Source organism: Lysobacter claricitrinus (assembly GCF_045866565.1).
GTDB lineage: Bacteria > Pseudomonadota > Gammaproteobacteria > Xanthomonadales > Xanthomonadaceae > Cognatilysobacter > Cognatilysobacter claricitrinus.
In genome coordinates this window covers 348716-365111 of the sequence record NZ_BAAFZV010000002.1, presented here as the reverse complement: position 1 = coordinate 365111, position 16396 = coordinate 348716, and the positions used below count along the sequence as shown (strand labels likewise).

Here is a 16396-nt window from a genome sequence, read left to right as displayed (position 1 = left end):
GCCTGCCCACGAGTTGTGCCGGCCCTTTCGTCGAATCACATATTCCGCCTGTACTCCCCACCGACTTCGTACAGCGCATGGCTGATCTGCCCCAGCGAATGCGTCTTCACCGCTTCCATCAGCGCTTCGAACACGTTGCGGCGTTCGCGGGCGGTCTTCTGCAGGAAGCGTAGGCCGTCCCCTGCCCGCGCGTTGCGGTTGCCCTGGTAGCCGGCGACGTTGCTGATCTGCTGGCCCTTCTCTTCTTCGGTCGAGCGGATCAATTCGATCTCGGTGGCGACGTCGGAGTGGCCGTCCTTGCCGAGGAAGGTGTTGACGCCCACCAGCGGCAGCGAGCCGTCGTGCTTCTTGTGCTCGTAGTAGAGCGACTCTTCCTGGATCTTGCCGCGCTGGTACATGGTGTCCATGGCGCCGAGCACGCCGCCGCGCTCGCTGATGGCTTCGAACTCCTTGTAGACGGCTTCTTCGACGATGTCGGTGAGCTTGTCGACGATAAAGCTGCCCTGCCAGGGGTTCTCGTTGAAGTTCAGCCCCAGCTCCTTGTTGATGATCATCTGGATCGCGACGGCACGGCGCACGCTCTCTTCCGTCGGCGTGGTGATGGCTTCGTCGTAGGCGTTGGTGTGCAGGCTGTTGCAGTTGTCGAACAGCGCGTACAGCGCCTGCAGCGTGGTGCGGATGTCGTTGAACTGGATCTCCTGCGCGTGCAGGCTCCGGCCGCTGGTCTGGATGTGGTACTTCATCATCTGGCTGCGCGCGGAGGCGCCGTAGCGCTCGCGCATGGCGCGCGCCCAGATGCGGCGGGCGACGCGGCCGATGACGGTGTACTCCGGGTCCATGCCGTTGCTGAAGAAGAACGACAGGTTGGGCGCGAAGTCGTCGATGTTCATGCCACGCGCCAAGTAGTATTCGACGATGGTGAAGCCGTTGCTGAGGGTGAAAGCGAGCTGGCTGATCGGGTTCGCGCCGGCTTCGGCGATGTGATAACCGCTGATGCTCACCGAGTAAAAGTTGCGGACCTTGCGGTCGACGAAGTACTGCTGGATGTCGCCCATCATGCGCAGGGCGAACTCGGTGCTGAAGATGCAGGTGTTCTGCGCCTGGTCTTCCTTGAGGATGTCGGCCTGCACGGTGCCGCGTACAGTCTGCAGCGTGTAGGTCTTGATGCGCTCGTAGGTTTCCGCGTCGACCACTTCATCGCCGGTGACGCCCAGCAGGCCGAGGCCGAGGCCGTCGTTCGTTTCGGGCAGCGGGCCGGAATAGCTCGGGCGCGTGCGGCCTTCGAACATCTTTTCGATCTTGTCGTGCGCGGCATCCCAGCGCGACTGGTCCTCGCGCAGGTACTTCTCCACCTGCTGGTCGATCGCGGTGTTCATGAACATCGCGAGGATCATCGGCGCCGGGCCGTTGATGGTCATCGACACCGAGGTGCTAGGCGCGCACAGGTCGAAGCCGGAGTACAGCTTCTTCATGTCGTCGAGCGTGGGGATGTTGACGCCCGAGTTGCCGATCTTGCCGTAGATGTCCGGGCGCGGCGCCGGGTCTTCGCCGTACAGCGTGACGCTGTCGAACGCGGTCGACAGGCGCGCCGCCGGTTGCCCGACGCTGAGGTAATGGAAGCGGCGATTGGTGCGCTCCGGCGTGCCCTCGCCCGCGAACATGCGGATCGGGTCTTCGCCGGTGCGGCGGTACGGATACACGCCGCCGGTGTACGGGTAGTCGCCCGGCAGGTTTTCCTTCTGCAGGAACGTGAGCAGCTCGCCCCAGCCCTTGTAGGTGGGCGCCGCGATCTTCGGGATCTTCTGGTGGCTCAGCGACTCGCGGTAGTTCTCGACGCGGATGACCTTGTCGCGAACCTTGTATTCGGTGACGTCGTCCGTGATCGACTTCAGGCGCGCCGGCCATTCGCGCAGCAGCTTGAGCGCTTCGGACGTGAGCGACTGCACGGCGTCGTTGTAGCGCTGGCGCAGCGTGAGCAGCGAGCGGTCGACGGTGGTTTCGGCTACCGGCACGGGCACCGACGGCGACGGGCTGTCGGGCACGTTCGATGCGGCGGGCTGCACGCTCGTCGTCATCGTAAGGTCGCCGCTGTCGAACAGGTCGAGCGCCTTCGGCAGCTTGGCGTCGCCGAGTTCGCGCAACGCTTCCCACAGCGACTGCGCGCGGTCGGCGATCTCGGCCTGCGTCTCGATCTGGCGGTTGATGCCGCGGCCCTGCTCGGCGATCTCGGCGAGGTAGCGCACGCGGCTGCCGGGAATCAGCACGGTGGCGCGCGGTTCCTTCAGCGAGGTGTCGATGTCCGGCGTCCACTTGTCCGCCGGCAGTGAGAGCTTCTCGCGCAGCAGTCGGCAGAGGTTGGCGAACATCCAGCTGATGCCGGGGTCGTTGAACTGCGAGGCGATCGTCGGATAGACCGGGACATCCTCGTCCTTGGTCGCGAACGCCACGCGGTTGCGCTTCCACTGCTTGCGCACGTCGCGCAGGGCGTCTTCGGCGCCGCGCTTGTCGAACTTGTTGAGCACCACGAGATCGGCGAAGTCGAGCATATCGATCTTCTCGAGCTGGCTGGGCGCGCCGAAGTCGCTGGTCATCACGTACATCGGGAAGTCGACAAGATCGACGATCTCCGAATCGCTCTGGCCGATGCCGGCGGTTTCGACGATGACGAGGTCGTAGCCGGTCGCCTTGAGGAAGCCGATGCAGTCGCGCAGCACGAGGTTGGTCGCGGCGTGCTGGCGGCGCGTGGCCATCGAACGCATGTAGACGCGATTGCTGCGCAGCGAGTTCATGCGGATGCGATCGCCCAGCAGCGCGCCGCCGGTGCGGCGACGGGTGGGGTCGACCGAGATCACCGCGATGTGCATATCGGGGAAATTGGCGAGGAAGCGGTTGAGCAGCTCGTCGGTGACCGACGACTTGCCCGCACCGCCGGTGCCCGTGATGCCAATGACGGGCGTCTTGCTGCCGGCCAGCTGCCACTGCTTGCGCAGGTGCGAGAGCTGCGATTCGTCGAGCGCGCCTTCTTCGATCGCGCTGAGCATGCGGCCGAGCGCGATCTCGTCGTCGATCGCGGGGCTGGTGGTGGACGGCGTGTTGTCGAGGCGCGCGGCACCGGCGCGGCGCACCACGTCCTCGATCATCGCGACCAGGCCCATGTGCATGCCGTCGTTCGGGTGGTAGATGCGCTCCACGCCGTAGGCCTGCAGCTCGCGGATCTCCTCCGGCGTGATCGTTCCGCCGCCGCCGCCGAACACGCGGATGTGGCTGGCGCCGCGCTCCTTGAGCATGTCGACCATGTACTTGAAGTACTCGACGTGGCCGCCCTGGTAGCTCGACAGCGCGATGGCGTCGGCGTCTTCCTGCAGCGCGGCGCGCACCACGTCCTCGACCGACCGGTTGTGGCCGAGGTGGATGACCTCGGCGCCCTCGCCCTGGATCAGGCGACGCATGATGTTGATCGCGGCGTCGTGCCCGTCGAACAGGCTCGCGGCGGTGACGAAACGCAGGGGCGTCGCGGCTTCCGTGGCGGTGGCGGTGGTTTCGGGCAGGCGGTCGGCAGGCGAGCTCATGGCGGTCGCACATCTATTTCTAAGGATGGCTCGATTGTAACAAGGCGACCGTACGGCTCCTGAGAGGCGCGTAGGGTCGGTTACCCTGCGCGCCATGACTGATTCCACCGATCTCGCCGCGCTGCGCGCGAAGGCCACCAGCGGCGCGCCCGACGACCTCCACCGCCTGGGCGCCGCACTGGTGGCCGAGCTGCACATGGAGGAGGCCTTCGACGTCCACGCCAAGGCCGCGACGGCCGGGCACGTGGGCTCGATGGTGGAGCTCGGGCGCATGCGGATGTACGGCGTCGGCACCGACACCGACGTGCCCGGCGCGGTGCAGGCCTTCGAACGCGCGGAAGCCGCGGGCCAGCCGATCGCGGGTTATTTCCTTGCGCTGATGGGCCTGGGCAACACCGCCGTGCCGCGCGACGAGAAAGTCGCCGCACGCCTGCTCGCCGCGGTCCAGGCCGGGCACCCACCGGCGCTGCGCGCCGCCGCGATCCATTTCGGCCGCAAGCCCAACCTGCAGGACCAGGCGCTCGCGATCCAGCTGCTGGATCACGCAGCGGGCCGCGGCGATGCGGTCGCCGCGCAATTGCTCGCCGAGCGCCTGCGTCGTGGCGAAGGCATCACCGCGAATCCGGAAGGCGCGGCCAAGCTCAAGGCACGCCTGCGCGAGAGCGGCTTTCCGGATCTCATCGAGATCGTCGCCGTGCCCGCCGCACCGAAGCATCTGGTACCGCCGTCGTCGCTGACGCTCGAGGAAGTGCTGGATCCGCCGGCGCCCACCGTGCTCGCCGAGGCGCCGGGCATCGCGCAGTTCGACGGGCTGTTGTCGGTGGACGAATGCCGCCTGTTGGTCGCCAGCGCCCAGCCGATGCTGCAGCCCTCGCGCGTGCACTCGCCGGACGGCGCGAATGTCGCGCGTGAATCGCTGCGCACGAGCAGCGATGCGTCGTTCGATCCGCTCATCGAGGACTTCGCGCTGCGGCTGGTGCAACTGCGCCTCGCCGCCGCGGCGGGCACGGAACTCGTCAACGCGGAACAACTCATCGTGCTGCGCTACGAGCCGGGCCAGGAATACCGCCCGCATCGCGACTATTTGCCGCCGGAGGCCATCGAACGCGACGGCCCGCAGGCGGGCAATCGTCGACGCACGATCTGCGCGTACCTCAACACCCCGGCGGAAGGTGGCGCGACGGAGTTCCCGGCGCGCGATGTACGCGTCGAGCCGGTCGCGGGCCGTGCGGTGGTGTTCGACAACCTCGACGCCGATGGCCGACCGCAGACGGATTCGCTGCACGCGGGCCTGCCGGTCGAACGCGGCGAGAAGTGGCTGGCGACGCTGTGGCTGCGGGAACGCGCGTACCGGGCTTACTGAGAGGCTGGTGATTCGTCGCACCGGCCAGGCCCGGCGCATCCGCGGCTCTTCACATCGCCCGACCTCGCCGCACATCGCGTTGGACGGGACCCGGCCGCACCCGGCAGGCCGTGCGCGACGCCCAAGCGGCCGGACAAGCCGTTTCCATACGCCACCGAAGGTACGCCTGGCCCGGCCCGCGCGTTTGGCGGGCAGGCCCGCACATCGCGAATGGACTAAAATCCCGCTTCTGTGTCGGGCGGTTTCGCGCCGGGCACGTCGTGCCACCCCTTCGTATCAACGACTTAACCAACCCAGTCGGCCGGAAAGCGCGGAGCGCGTTTCGTCAGTGCCGACGCGGAGCCCGAGATGATCTTCGAAACCCTCGACACCACCGGCCACGAGCAGGTCGTTTTCTGCCACAACAAGGACGCGGGCCTCAAGGCCATCATCGCGATCCACAACACCGTGCTCGGCCCGGCCCTCGGCGGCACGCGCATGTGGCCGTACGCGAGCGAGCAGGAAGCGTTGAACGACGTGCTCCGCCTGTCGCGCGGCATGACCTACAAGAATGCGGTGGCGGGCCTCGACATCGGCGGTGGCAAGGCGGTGATCATCGGCGACCCGGCCAAGGACAAGTCCGAAGCGCTGTTCCGCGCGTTCGGCAAGTTCGTCGACTCGCTGGGCGGCCGCTACATCACGGCGGAAGACGTCGGCATCGACGTCAATGACATGGAATACGTCTACCGCGAAACCGAATACGTCACCGGCGTGCACCAGGTGCATGGCGGCTCGGGCGATCCGTCGCCGTTCACCGCGTACGGCGCGCTGCAGGGCCTGATGGCGACGCTGAACCGCAAGTTCGGCAACGAGGAAGTCGGCAACTATTCGTACGCCGTGCAGGGCCTCGGCCACGTCGGCATGGAATACGTGAAGCTGCTGCGCGAGCGCGGCGCCAAGGTGTTCGTCACCGACATCAACAAGAGCCTCGTCGCGCACGCGGTGGACGAGTACGGCGCGGAAGCCGTGGGCCTGGACGAGATCTACGACGTGCCGGCCGACGTCTACTCGCCGTGCGCGCTGGGTGGCACGGTCAACGAGAACACGCTGCCGCGCCTGAAGGCCAAGATCATCTGCGGCGCCGCGAACAACCAGCTCGCGAACAACGCGATTGGCGATGAAGTCGAGAAGCGCGGCATCGTCTACGCGCCGGACTACGCGGTGAACGCGGGCGGCGTGATGAACGTGGCGCTCGAGATCACGGGCTACAACCGCGAGCGTGCGATGCGCATGATGCGCACGATCTATCACAACCTCGCGCGCATCTACGAGATCGCCGACCGTGACGGCATCCCGACCTACAAGGCCGCCGACCGCATGGCAGAAGAGCGCATCGCGATGCTCGGCAAGCTCAAGCTGCCGCTGGGCCGTTCGAAGCCGCGCTTCGAAGGTCGCATTCGCGGCGGTCACTGATTTATCGGCCTTTGACCGATAAATCCCCTGCGTTTTTCGCTTGGCGAAAAACTCGGGCCCCGGTCGTCAGCTCCACAACCCCCGCCGCTGTCGCGGCGCCCCCCTTGACTCAAGGGGGGCTGCGGAACTCCGCATGACATCGCGTCGTGCGGGTTCCGAAGCCCGCATCGATCGGCGCAACACGCACTCAAGGTGAGGCAGTTCCGCATGCGACCGTTCCCCCTCGGCGAAGAGATCGATGCCCTGCGCGACGCCGTGCGTCGCTTTGCCGAAGCCGAAATTGCGCCGCGCGCGGCGCAGATCGATCACGACAACGTGTTCCCGCAGGACCTGTGGCTGAAGCTCGGCGAGATGGGCCTGCTCGGCATGACCGTGCCCGGCGAATACGGCGGCAGCGAGATGGGTTACCTCGCGCATCTGGTCGCGATGGAGGAAATCTCGCGTGCGTCCGGTTCGGTCGGCCTGTCGTACGGCGCGCATTCGAACCTGTGCGTCAGCAACCTCTACGCCAACGGCAACGAAGCGCAGCGCGCGAAGTACCTGCCGAAGCTGTGCACCGGCGAATGGAAGGGCGCATTGGCGATGAGCGAGCCGGGCGCGGGCTCCGACGTTGTCGGCTCCATGAGCTGCCGCGCTGAACTGCGCGATGGCGTGTGGGTCGCGAACGGCAACAAGATGTGGATCACCAACGGTCCCGAAGCCGACGTCCTTGTCGTCTACATGCGCACCGCGGGCAAGGACGCGGGCAGCAAGTGCATGACGGCCTTCATCGTCGAAAAGGGCATGAAGGGGTTCAGCACTGCGCAGAAGCTCGACAAGCTCGGCATGCGTGGTTCGAACACCTGCGAGCTCGTGTTCGAGAACTGCGAGATCCCGCAGGACAACGTGCTGGGCGAAGTGAACAACGGCGTCAAGGTGCTGATGTCGGGCCTCAACACCGAACGCCTGGTGCTGACCGGCGGCCCGCTGGGCCTGATGCAGGCGGCGCTCGACATAACCCTGCCCTACGTGCGCGAGCGAAAGCAGTTCGACCAGGCGATCGGCACGTTCGGCCTGATGCAGGGCAAGGTCGCGGACATGTACACGTCGCTGCAGTCCAGCCGCGCGTTCGCCTACCAGGTGGCGCGCGATTACGACGCCGGGCACAAGTCGCGCGTCGACGCGGCGTCGTGCCTGCTGCACGCGTCCGAGGCTGCGGTGCAGGTAACGCTCGAAGCCATCCAGTCGCTCGGCGGCAACGGCTACATCAACGAATACCCGGCGGGCCGCCTGCTGCGCGACGCCAAGCTCTACGCGATCGGCGCGGGCACCAACGAGATCCGCCGCATGCTGATCGGCCGCGAGCTGTTCGCCGGCAACGGCTGACCGCTGCTGCCACCGCGGGCTGCGACAGTGCGGGCGACTTCGGTCGCCCGTCTGCGTTTATGGGCGCGACCCAGGCGCGCATCCGGGTGATCGCCGGGCACCCGCCACGCGACGCTGGTCGACCCGACCCCAACGTCACACCGGCGCAACAGTCCGGTGTTGGGACGTTTGCCGCACCGCAACACGCCGCCGCATAATCGGACGGTTCCGGCCCCGGCGCCGGCAGCCTTATCCGGAGTTCGCCATGAGCGACGTCGTCATCGTCGGTGCCAAGCGCACCGCCATCGGTTCCTTCCTCGGCCAATTCACCGGCGTCCCCACGCCCGAACTCGGCGCTGCGGCCATCCGTGGCGCGCTGGAACAGGCCGGCGTCGCGAGCGACACCGTGCAGGAAGTGATCATGGGCTGCGTGCTGCCGGCAGGCCTCGGCCAGGCGCCGGCCCGCCAGGCCGCGATCGCCGCCGGCGTACCGACGTCCGCCGCGTGCATCACCATCAACAAGGTCTGCGGCTCGGGCATGAAGGCGATGATGCTCGCCACCGACATGATCCGCGCGGGCTCGGCCAACGTGATCGTCGCCGGTGGCATGGAGTCGATGACCAACGCGCCGCATCTGCTCAACGGTTCGCGCACGGGCATCCGCTACGGCTCGGGCGAGCTGCTCGACCACATGGCGCACGACGGCCTGACCAATCCGTACGACGGCAAGGCGATGGGCGTGTTCGGCGACGCCACCTGCGTTGCCTACGACTACACCCGCGAAGCGCTCGACGCGTACGCGGCGGAAAGCGTCAAGCGCGCGCAGGACGCCGTGCAGTCCGGCGCGTTCAAGGCGGAGATCGCCCCGGTCACGGTGAAGGGCCGCAAGGGCGACGTCGTCGTCGACACCGACGAAGAGCCGGGCAAGATCGATGCGTCGAAGATCCCGACGTTGCGCGCCGCGTTCGGCAAGGAAGGTCGCCTGACCGCCGCGACGTCCTCGAAGATTTCCGACGGCGCCGCCGCCGCGGTGCTGATGTCGTCCGATGCCGCGCAGCGCCTGGGCGCCAAGCCGATCGCGCGCATCGTCGCGCACTCGAGCCACGCGCAGGCGCCGGAATGGTTCACCACTGCGCCGGTCGAGTCCACGCGCCGCGTGCTGGAAAAGGCGGGTTGGACGATCGACGACGTCGACCTGTTCGAGATCAACGAAGCATTCGCGTGCGTCGCGATGGCGCCGATGAAGGACCTCGGCATCCCGCACGACAAGCTCAACGTCAACGGTGGCGCTGTCGCACTGGGCCACCCGATCGGCGCAAGCGGAGCGCGCCTGGTGGTGACGCTCATCCACGCGCTGATCGCGCGCGGCGGTAAACGCGGCATCACATCGCTTTGCATCGGTGGCGGCGAAGCTACAGCAGTTGCAATCGAAATCATCTGAAGTTAAAGAATCGTGAGAAGCCGCTCGTCAAGCTATGGCTTGACATGCCGCAGCCGCTTGTCATCATGTTTAGGGCGCGCAAATGCGCGTTGCCAAACCACACGACGAGGAATTGACCCGATGAACACCAACAAGGCGCTGATCGCCCTGGCCCTGGGCCTGGCTCTGACCGCTTGCTCGAACAAGGACCAGGCTGCCGACTCCGCCGCTCAGGCGCAGCAGGACGCCGCGACGGCCCAGCAGGCCGCCGACTCGACCGCCGCCACCGGTGACCAGGCTGCCGCCGGCGCCGCTCAGGCCGCTGCCGACACGGCTGCTTCGGCTGCTGACGCCGCTGCGACCTCGGCTGACGCCGCTGCCGCTGCGCCGACCGCCGCCCAGGCTGACAACGCTGCCGACGCCGCCGACAAGGCTGCCGACGCTGCCGACGCTGCCAAGGACGCTGCGCAGGCTGCCAAGCCGGCTGACGCTCCGGCCGCCGCTCCGGCTGCTCCCGAGAAGAAGTAATTCTTCTTCGGTTGCTGTAGTAGTATTTGGAAAAGCCGTCGGGCATCCGACGGCTTTTTCCATGGTCAGTGAACGATAAGCCGGCCCTGCCGGAGTGATGCGCGCACTGGCGTTGCCTGAGTAGTGATATCTCTTTTTTTCAGACAACTCCTAGGAGACTGCAATGAACACCAAGCTCTACGTCCTCCTCGTCGCTGCCGCCCTCTCGCTGTCGGCCTGCAAGAACGACACCCCGACCGCGCAGAACGAAGCCGACCAGGCTGCCGCTGCCGCCGCCAACGCTGGCGACAAGGCTGCTGACGCCGCCGCCGCTGCCGGCAACGCCGCTGCCGAAGGCGCCGACGCCGCCGCTGCCGCCACCGGTGAAGCCGCCGCCCAGGCTGGCCAGGCCGTCGACAACGCCGCCAACACCGCCGCTGCTGCCGCGAACGACGCTGCTGCCTCGGCTGCCAACGCTACCGCCAACGCCGCGCAGAACACCGCCGACGCTGCGCAGAACGTCGCCAACAAGGCCGACGCCGCTGCCGAAGAAGCCAAGGCCAAGGCCGACGCGAAGAAGTAATCGCATCGAGCTCGAAGTACCGGAGGCCCGCGAAAGCGGGCCTTCTTCGTTTCTGCGGCTGCGTCGTTCCTGCTGCATGACGAGCGACGTCGCGACTGGCCCGGAGTGCCGCCATGTGGTTTGATCGCGCGTCCTGTTTGCCGCGTCCTGCCATGCCTGTCATCGAAAGCCAGATCGACCCGCGCTCCGCCGCGTTCCAGGAGAACGCCGAGCATCACCGTGCGTTGGTCGACCAGCTGCGTCGACGCCTCGCGCGCGCGGCCGAGGGTGGTGGCGAGAAGGCGCGCGCGAAGCACACCGCACGCGACAAGCTGCTCGCACGCGATCGCATCACCACGCTGCTGGACGAAGGTTCGCCCTTCCTCGAGATCGCGCCGCTCGCCGCCGAAGGCATGTACGACGACGCCGCGCCGGCGGCAGGCATGGCGTGCGGCATCGGCCGCGTGATGGGGCAGGAAGTCGTCATCGTGGCCAACGATGCGACCGTCAAGGGCGGTACCTATTTCCCGATGACGGTGAAAAAGCATCTGCGCGCGCAGGAAGTCGCGCTTGAGAACAACCTGCCCTGCATCTACCTGGTCGATTCCGGTGGCGCGTTCCTGCCACTGCAGGACGAGGTGTTTCCGGACAAGGAACACTTCGGTCGCATCTTCTACAACCAGGCGCGCATGTCGGCGCTCAACATCCCGCAGGTCGCGGTGGTGATGGGCAGTTGCACCGCGGGCGGCGCCTACGTGCCGGCGATGTGCGACGAAAGCATCATCGTCAAGGAACAGGGCACGATCTTCCTCGGCGGTCCGCCGCTGGTGAAGGCTGCGACTGGTGAAGTGGTCGACGCGGAAGCGCTCGGTGGCGCCGACGTGCACACCAGCGTGTCGGGCGTCGCCGACCACTTCGCGCAGGACGACGATCACGCGCTGCAGATTGCGCGCGACATCGTCAAGAACTTCAATCGCCGCAAGGTGCTGCCGGTCGCATCGATTCCACCGCGCGAGCCGCTGCATCCGGCCGACGAGCTCTACGGCATCGTGCCCAAGGATGCGCGCCGTCCGTTCGACATCCGCGAAGTGATCGCACGCATCGTCGACGCGAGCGAGTTCCAGGAATTCAAGGCGCGCTACGGCAAGACGCTGGTCACGGGGTTTGCGCACCTGCATGGCTATCCGGTCGGCATCGTCGCCAACAACGGCATCCTCTTCTCGGAGAGCGCGCTCAAGGGCGCGCACTTCATCGAACTGTGCAACCAGCGCGGCATCCCGCTCGTATTCCTGCAGAACATCACCGGCTTCATGGTCGGCCGCAAGTACGAGAACGCGGGCATCGCGAAGGACGGCGCGAAGATGGTGACCGCGGTGGCGTGCTCGCATGTGCCGAAGTTCACCGTCGTCATCGGCGGCAGCTTCGGCGCCGGCAACTATGCGATGTGCGGCCGCGCGTACGGCGCGCGCTTCCTGTGGATGTGGCCCAACGCGCGCATCAGCGTCATGGGCGGCGAACAGGCCGCGAGCGTGTTGGCGACGGTGCGTCGTGATGCGCTCGAAGGCGCTGGCAAGACGTGGAGCGCGGACGACGAAGAGGCATTCAAGGCACCGATCCGCGACCAGTACGAATCGCAGGGCAACCCGTACTACGCAACGGCGCGCCTGTGGGACGACGGCATCATCGACCCGGCCGATACCCGCCGCGTGCTCGGCCTCGGCATCTCGGCATCGCTCAACGCACCGATCGACGATCGCACGCGCTTCGGCGTATTCCGGATGTAACTACGCCGCGCCACGCAGCAAATCGCGGACGCGGTTCGCCCTCGCCTGAACCCCGGGAAACGCAAGCCACCGCAAAGCACGTGTGGTGACGCGCAGCGTCAGTAAGGGGCCGTGGATCACGGTTTTGTAGTCAAGATCGCGTGATAGGCTCGGCCTTCCTTCCCGCCCCCGAGGGACACCCCAATGGCGATTTTCCCGAACACCACCACCAACAAGCGCGACATGCCCCAGCCGCAGCCGGAAACGGCGCTCGGCAAGGATCCGTCGCCGAATGAATTCGCGTTCGCGACGACGCCGGTTTCGGCCAATGCATCGATCGCGCCGACGCCCGCTCCTGCCGCGGCACGCGCCCCGGCGCGTGCGACGCAGGAGTCCGTGATCGCGTCCGACCTCTCCATCGAAGGCAAGATCCTCGGCGCCGGCAGCGTGCGCGTCGCGGGTCGCTTCACCGGTGACATCGCCGTCGAAGGCGACCTGACGATCGAAGTCGGCGCGCGCGTCAACGGCGGCGTCAAGGCGCGTCGCGTGATCGTCGCGGGCGACCTCGAGGGCAATGTCGAGTCTGCACAGCGCGTCGAGATCGTCGAGAGCGGTTCGATGATCGGTGACGTCAAGGCCGGCACGGTCACCGTGGCGCCCGGTGCGCGCATGCGCGGCATGGTCGAATTCGGTTGGGATGACGCGGCCAACGGTCGCAAGCCGAAGAACGACAAGACGGACACCGACAGCGCCGCATGAGCGCTGTTCGGCCCGGTACGCCGGGTGCGACACGGACCTGTCCGCACTGCAGGACGACCATCCTCGAGACCGCGAGCGTTTGCCCGGGGTGCAAGCATCATTTGCGCTTCGACGCACCCAAGGAAACGCAGCGGACGACGTCGCTGGCCGTCGAAGGTTCGCTGCGGTCCGACCGGCCGGGCGAAGCCGTCGAATACACGATGGTGCTGGTGATCCGTAACGAGCGCGGCGAGGAAGTCGATCGCAAGGTCGTCGGCGTCGGTGCGCTCGAAGGCACGCAGAGCCGCACCTTCAGCGTGTCCGTGGAAACGAACGTGGTGCCGGCCGGCAAGGGCCGGCGCCGCTGACTCAGCGCTTCGTTTCGCAGCCGTCGCAGCTGCCGCAACCATCCTGCACCCGCGCCGCGGGTGCGAGCCGTCGGCCCAGCTTCGACATCGACGGCGAGCCGCTGTCGATCATGCGGATCGCCGCCCAGCCACGCAGGCGTCGCGCGGTGCCTGGAAACCGCGTACGGAAGACGTAGACCGCGCTCGCGATCACCGCGAGCGCGACGATCACATCCTGAAGTACGACGCCGGCGTTCATCGTCAGCCGCCGAGGTAGTGCGCGACCTGATACGTCAGCAGCGACGCGAGGTACGCGAGCGCGAACAGGTAGCCCGCGCTGATGCCGACCTGCTTCCATGAATTGGTTTCGCGGCGGATGGTCGCGAGCGTCGACACGCATTGCGGCGCGTAGATGTACCAGACGAGCAACGACAGCGCGGTTGCCAGCGACCAACCACTGGCGAGGATGGGCGCAAGCGTCTGCGCGGCGATCTCGTCGTTCGCGGCCGACAGCGCGTAGATGGTCGCCAGCGACGACACCGCGACCTCGCGCGCGGCCAGCCCCGGCACCAGCGCGATGCAGATCTGCCAGTTGAAACCGATGGGCGCGAAGATCGCGGTCATCGCGTGGCCGATGCGGCCGGCGAAGCTGTAGTCGATCGCGGCGCCGGTGAAGCCGGCCGGCGGCGACGGGAAATTCAGCAGGAACCACAGCAGGATCGTGAGCGCGAGGATGATGCCGCCCACGCGCTTGAGGAAGATGGCCGCACGTTCCCACAGGCCGATCGCGAGGTCGCGCGGATGTGGGACGCGATACGACGGCAGCTCGAGCATAAGCGGATGCTCGCCCTTATCGCGACGCCACTTCTTCATGATCCACGCAACCGCGAGCGCGCTCAGGATGCCGGCCGCGTACAGCGCGAACAGCACCAGCCCTTGCAGGTTGAAGATGCCGAGCACTTCGCGGCGCGGGATGAACGCGCTGATCAGAAGCGTGTAGACCGGAAGCCGCGCGGAACACGTCATCAGCGGCGCGACGAGGATGGTGGCCAGGCGATCGCGCGGATCCTGGATCGAGCGCGTCGCCATGATTCCCGGAATCGCGCAGGCGAAGCTCGACAGCAGCGGGATGAAGGAGCGGCCCGACAAACCCGCGGCGGCCATCGTGCGATCGAGCAGGAACGCGGCGCGCGGCAGGTAGCCTGATTCCTCGAGCGCGAGGATGAAGAGGAACAGGATCAGGATCTGCGGCAGGAACACGATGACGCCGCCCACGCCGGCGATCACGCCATTGGCTAGCAGGCTTGTCAGTGGGCCCGGCGGAAGCGTCGTGGTGACGGCCGTGCCGAGCCACGCGGTGCCGGCGTCTATCAGGTCCATCAGCGGCGTCGCCCACGCATACACGGCCTGGAAGATCAGGAACATCACCGCGGCCAGCGCGACCAGCCCGAACACCGGATGCAGCAGCCAACGATCGAGCGTGTCGTCGATCTCGGCTGTGCGGCGCGGCATGCGCACGGCGGCCGCGAGGATCGCGCGCGTCCTGGCGTGCAATGCATCGACGTCGGTCGCGCTCGACCCGGCGTTGTGGATGTCGATTGGTGGCATGCCCGCGCCACCGCGGTCGATCGCGTCGACGAGTTCCTTCGCGCCACCGCTGCGTACCGCAATGGTCGGCACCACCGGCACGCCGAGCTCGCGCTCGAGCGCGGCCATGTCGACTTCGATGCCGCGACGCCGGGCGGCGTCCATCATGTTGACCGCGACGATCATCGGCCGGCCGAGTTCGCGCACTTCCAGCGCGAACCGCAGGTGCAGGCGCAGGTTGGTGGCGTCGACCACGCAGACGATGACGTCGGGCGCCGGTTCGCCCGGATAGAAGCCGCGACAGAGATCGCGCGTCACCGCTTCGTCGAGGCTCGCGGCCTGGAGGCTGTAGGCGCCGGGCAGGTCGAGCACGACGTATTCGCGACCAGACGGCGCGGAGAAACGGCCTTCCTTGCGCTCGACCGTCACGCCCGCGTAGTTCGCGACCTTCTGCCGGCTGCCGGTGAGGCGGTTGAACAGCGCCGTCTTGCCGCAATTGGGATTGCCGACCAGCGCGAGGCGAAGCGTGCCGACTTCGGCGGTCATGCCTGCACGGCCTCGGGTTCCGCTTCGTGCGCCGGGCGGACGCCCGCCGACACTTCTTCCGGCAGGCGGATGCGGATCCGGTCGGCCTCGCGGCGGCGGAGTGCGAAGCGGGTGAAGCCGACCTGCACCAGCAGCGGCTCGGCGCCGACCGGGCCGGACGCCACCACCTCGACCGCCTCGCCGCCCACGAAACCGAGCTCGCGCAGGCGCCGCGCGATCATGTCGTTCGGCATCGCGTCGTCTACGGCGAGCACCGTCGCCGCGGTGCGGAAAGGCAGCTCGGAAAGTCTCACGACGGCGCGCCGACCCAAATGGGAATTGTTCTCATTCTAACACCGCCACGGCCGCCCGGATGCTGAAGGCGCGCCCGACCGACCGGCTATCATCCGGTGCTTCCCGCCGACGCCCGTCCATGAGCCATCCCCTGCTCCATCTGCGCGAGGGCGCCGTCGCCCGCCTTCGGCTCAACCGGCCGCAGCTGCACAACGCGTTCGACGCCACGGTGATCGCCGCGCTCACCGGCGCGCTGGAATCGGTGGGCCACGATCGCGATGTCCGCGTGGTGGTGATCGAAGGCGAAGGCGCGTCGTTCTCCGCCGGTGCCGACCTGAACTGGATGCGCGACATGGCGGCCGCCGGCGAGGACGAAAACCGCCGGGACGCCCTCGCCCTCGCCCGCCTGATGCGCACGCTCGACGAGCTGCCGAAGCCGACGATCGCCCGCGTCCACGGTGCGGCGTTCGGCGGCGGGGTCGGGCTGGTGGCCTGCTGCGACATCGCGATCGCGACGTCGAACGCCAGGTTCGGCCTGACCGAAAGCAAGCTCGGCCTGCTGCCGGCGGTGATCTCGCCGTACGTGATCGAAGCGATCGGCGCGCGCCAGGCGCGCCGCTGGTTCGCCACTGCCGAACTGTTCGACGCCGCGACCGCCTATCGCATCGGCCTGCTGCACGAACTCGTCGATGACGACGCCGCGCTCGACGCCGCCGTGCAGCGCCAGATCGACCTGCTGCTCAAGGCGGGCCCGATCGCCGCGGGCGAAGCCAAGTCGCTGGTACGTCGCGTCGCGTCGCACAGCGATCGCAGCCGACACGACGCCGAAAACGCCGACCTCATCGCCCGCCTGCGCGTGTCGCCCGAAGGCCAGGAAGGCCTGGGCGCGTTCCTCGAGAAGCGCAAGGCGAACTGGTGCACGTGA

14 protein-coding genes are annotated in these 16396 nt (G+C 67.4%); 10 read left to right on the top strand and 4 right to left on the bottom strand.

Going from position 1 to position 16396, the window contains the following annotated elements; translation table 11 throughout:
- Nucleotides 1-35: 35 nt before the first annotated feature.
- Nucleotides 36-3569 carry a methylmalonyl-CoA mutase family protein gene (locus ACKTTN_RS06465; protein WP_407909056.1) on the bottom strand — a complete coding sequence of 1178 codons (3534 nt, stop codon included), beginning with the start codon at nt 3567-3569 and terminating at the stop codon, nt 36-38.
- Between the two features lie 94 nt (nt 3570-3663).
- Here ACKTTN_RS06465 and ACKTTN_RS06460 point away from each other — a divergent pair, with 94 nt between their 5' ends.
- From ACKTTN_RS06460 to ACKTTN_RS06420, 9 genes are all read left to right on the top strand, one after another.
- Nucleotides 3664-4932: a 2OG-Fe(II) oxygenase gene (locus tag ACKTTN_RS06460; protein WP_407909055.1), complete on the top strand. Its 1269-nt coding sequence runs from the start codon at nt 3664-3666 to the stop codon at nt 4930-4932.
- Between the two features lie 348 nt (nt 4933-5280).
- A complete protein-coding gene (locus tag ACKTTN_RS06455; protein WP_407909054.1) occupies nt 5281-6384 on the top strand; it encodes a Glu/Leu/Phe/Val dehydrogenase dimerization domain-containing protein in 1104 nt (367 codons plus the stop codon).
- 207 nt (nt 6385-6591) lie between these two features.
- Nucleotides 6592-7749: an isovaleryl-CoA dehydrogenase gene (locus tag ACKTTN_RS06450; RefSeq protein ID WP_407909053.1), complete on the top strand. Its 1158-nt coding sequence runs from the start codon at nt 6592-6594 to the stop codon at nt 7747-7749.
- Nucleotides 7750-7993: 244 nt separating this feature from the next.
- The gene (locus ACKTTN_RS06445; protein ID WP_407909052.1) at nt 7994-9169 is read left to right on the top strand and encodes a thiolase family protein; all 1176 of its coding nucleotides are present in this window, start codon (nt 7994-7996) and stop codon (nt 9167-9169) included.
- A gap of 120 nt (nt 9170-9289) precedes the next feature.
- Nucleotides 9290-9676 (top strand): hypothetical protein, encoded by a 387-nt coding sequence (locus ACKTTN_RS06440; protein WP_407909051.1) that lies wholly within the window; start codon nt 9290-9292, stop codon nt 9674-9676.
- A gap of 163 nt (nt 9677-9839) precedes the next feature.
- On the top strand, nt 9840-10238 hold the full coding sequence (locus ACKTTN_RS06435) for a hypothetical protein (protein ID WP_407909050.1): 399 nt from the start codon (nt 9840-9842) through the stop codon (nt 10236-10238).
- A 152-nt stretch (nt 10239-10390) separates the two neighbouring features.
- Complete coding sequence (locus ACKTTN_RS06430; RefSeq protein WP_407909049.1) at nt 10391-12001, top strand: carboxyl transferase domain-containing protein; 1611 nt, start codon at nt 10391-10393, stop codon at nt 11999-12001.
- A 183-nt stretch (nt 12002-12184) separates the two neighbouring features.
- Nucleotides 12185-12739 (top strand): bactofilin family protein, encoded by a 555-nt coding sequence (locus ACKTTN_RS06425; RefSeq protein WP_407909048.1) that lies wholly within the window; start codon nt 12185-12187, stop codon nt 12737-12739.
- Nucleotides 12736-13086 (top strand): hypothetical protein, encoded by a 351-nt coding sequence (locus ACKTTN_RS06420; protein WP_407909047.1) that lies wholly within the window; start codon nt 12736-12738, stop codon nt 13084-13086. The genes ACKTTN_RS06425 and ACKTTN_RS06420 overlap by 4 nt, the downstream gene beginning before the upstream one ends.
- A 1-nt stretch (nt 13087) precedes the next feature.
- Here the strand turns inward: ACKTTN_RS06420 and ACKTTN_RS06415 are convergent, their stop codons facing one another.
- From ACKTTN_RS06415 to ACKTTN_RS06405, 3 genes are read right to left on the bottom strand one after another with little or no spacing between them, the layout of a single operon-like run.
- The gene (locus ACKTTN_RS06415; protein WP_407909046.1) at nt 13088-13324 is read right to left on the bottom strand and encodes a DUF6587 family protein; all 237 of its coding nucleotides are present in this window, start codon (nt 13322-13324) and stop codon (nt 13088-13090) included.
- A gap of 2 nt (nt 13325-13326) precedes the next feature.
- The gene (gene feoB, locus ACKTTN_RS06410; RefSeq protein WP_407909045.1) at nt 13327-15198 is read right to left on the bottom strand and encodes a ferrous iron transport protein B; all 1872 of its coding nucleotides are present in this window, start codon (nt 15196-15198) and stop codon (nt 13327-13329) included.
- The gene (locus tag ACKTTN_RS06405; protein ID WP_407909044.1) at nt 15195-15491 is read right to left on the bottom strand and encodes a FeoA family protein; all 297 of its coding nucleotides are present in this window, start codon (nt 15489-15491) and stop codon (nt 15195-15197) included. The genes feoB and ACKTTN_RS06405 overlap by 4 nt, the downstream gene beginning before the upstream one ends.
- A gap of 119 nt (nt 15492-15610) precedes the next feature.
- On the opposite strand from ACKTTN_RS06405, the gene ACKTTN_RS06400 reads away from it, so the two are divergent.
- Nucleotides 15611-16396 (top strand): enoyl-CoA hydratase-related protein, encoded by a 786-nt coding sequence (locus ACKTTN_RS06400; protein ID WP_407909043.1) that lies wholly within the window; start codon nt 15611-15613, stop codon nt 16394-16396.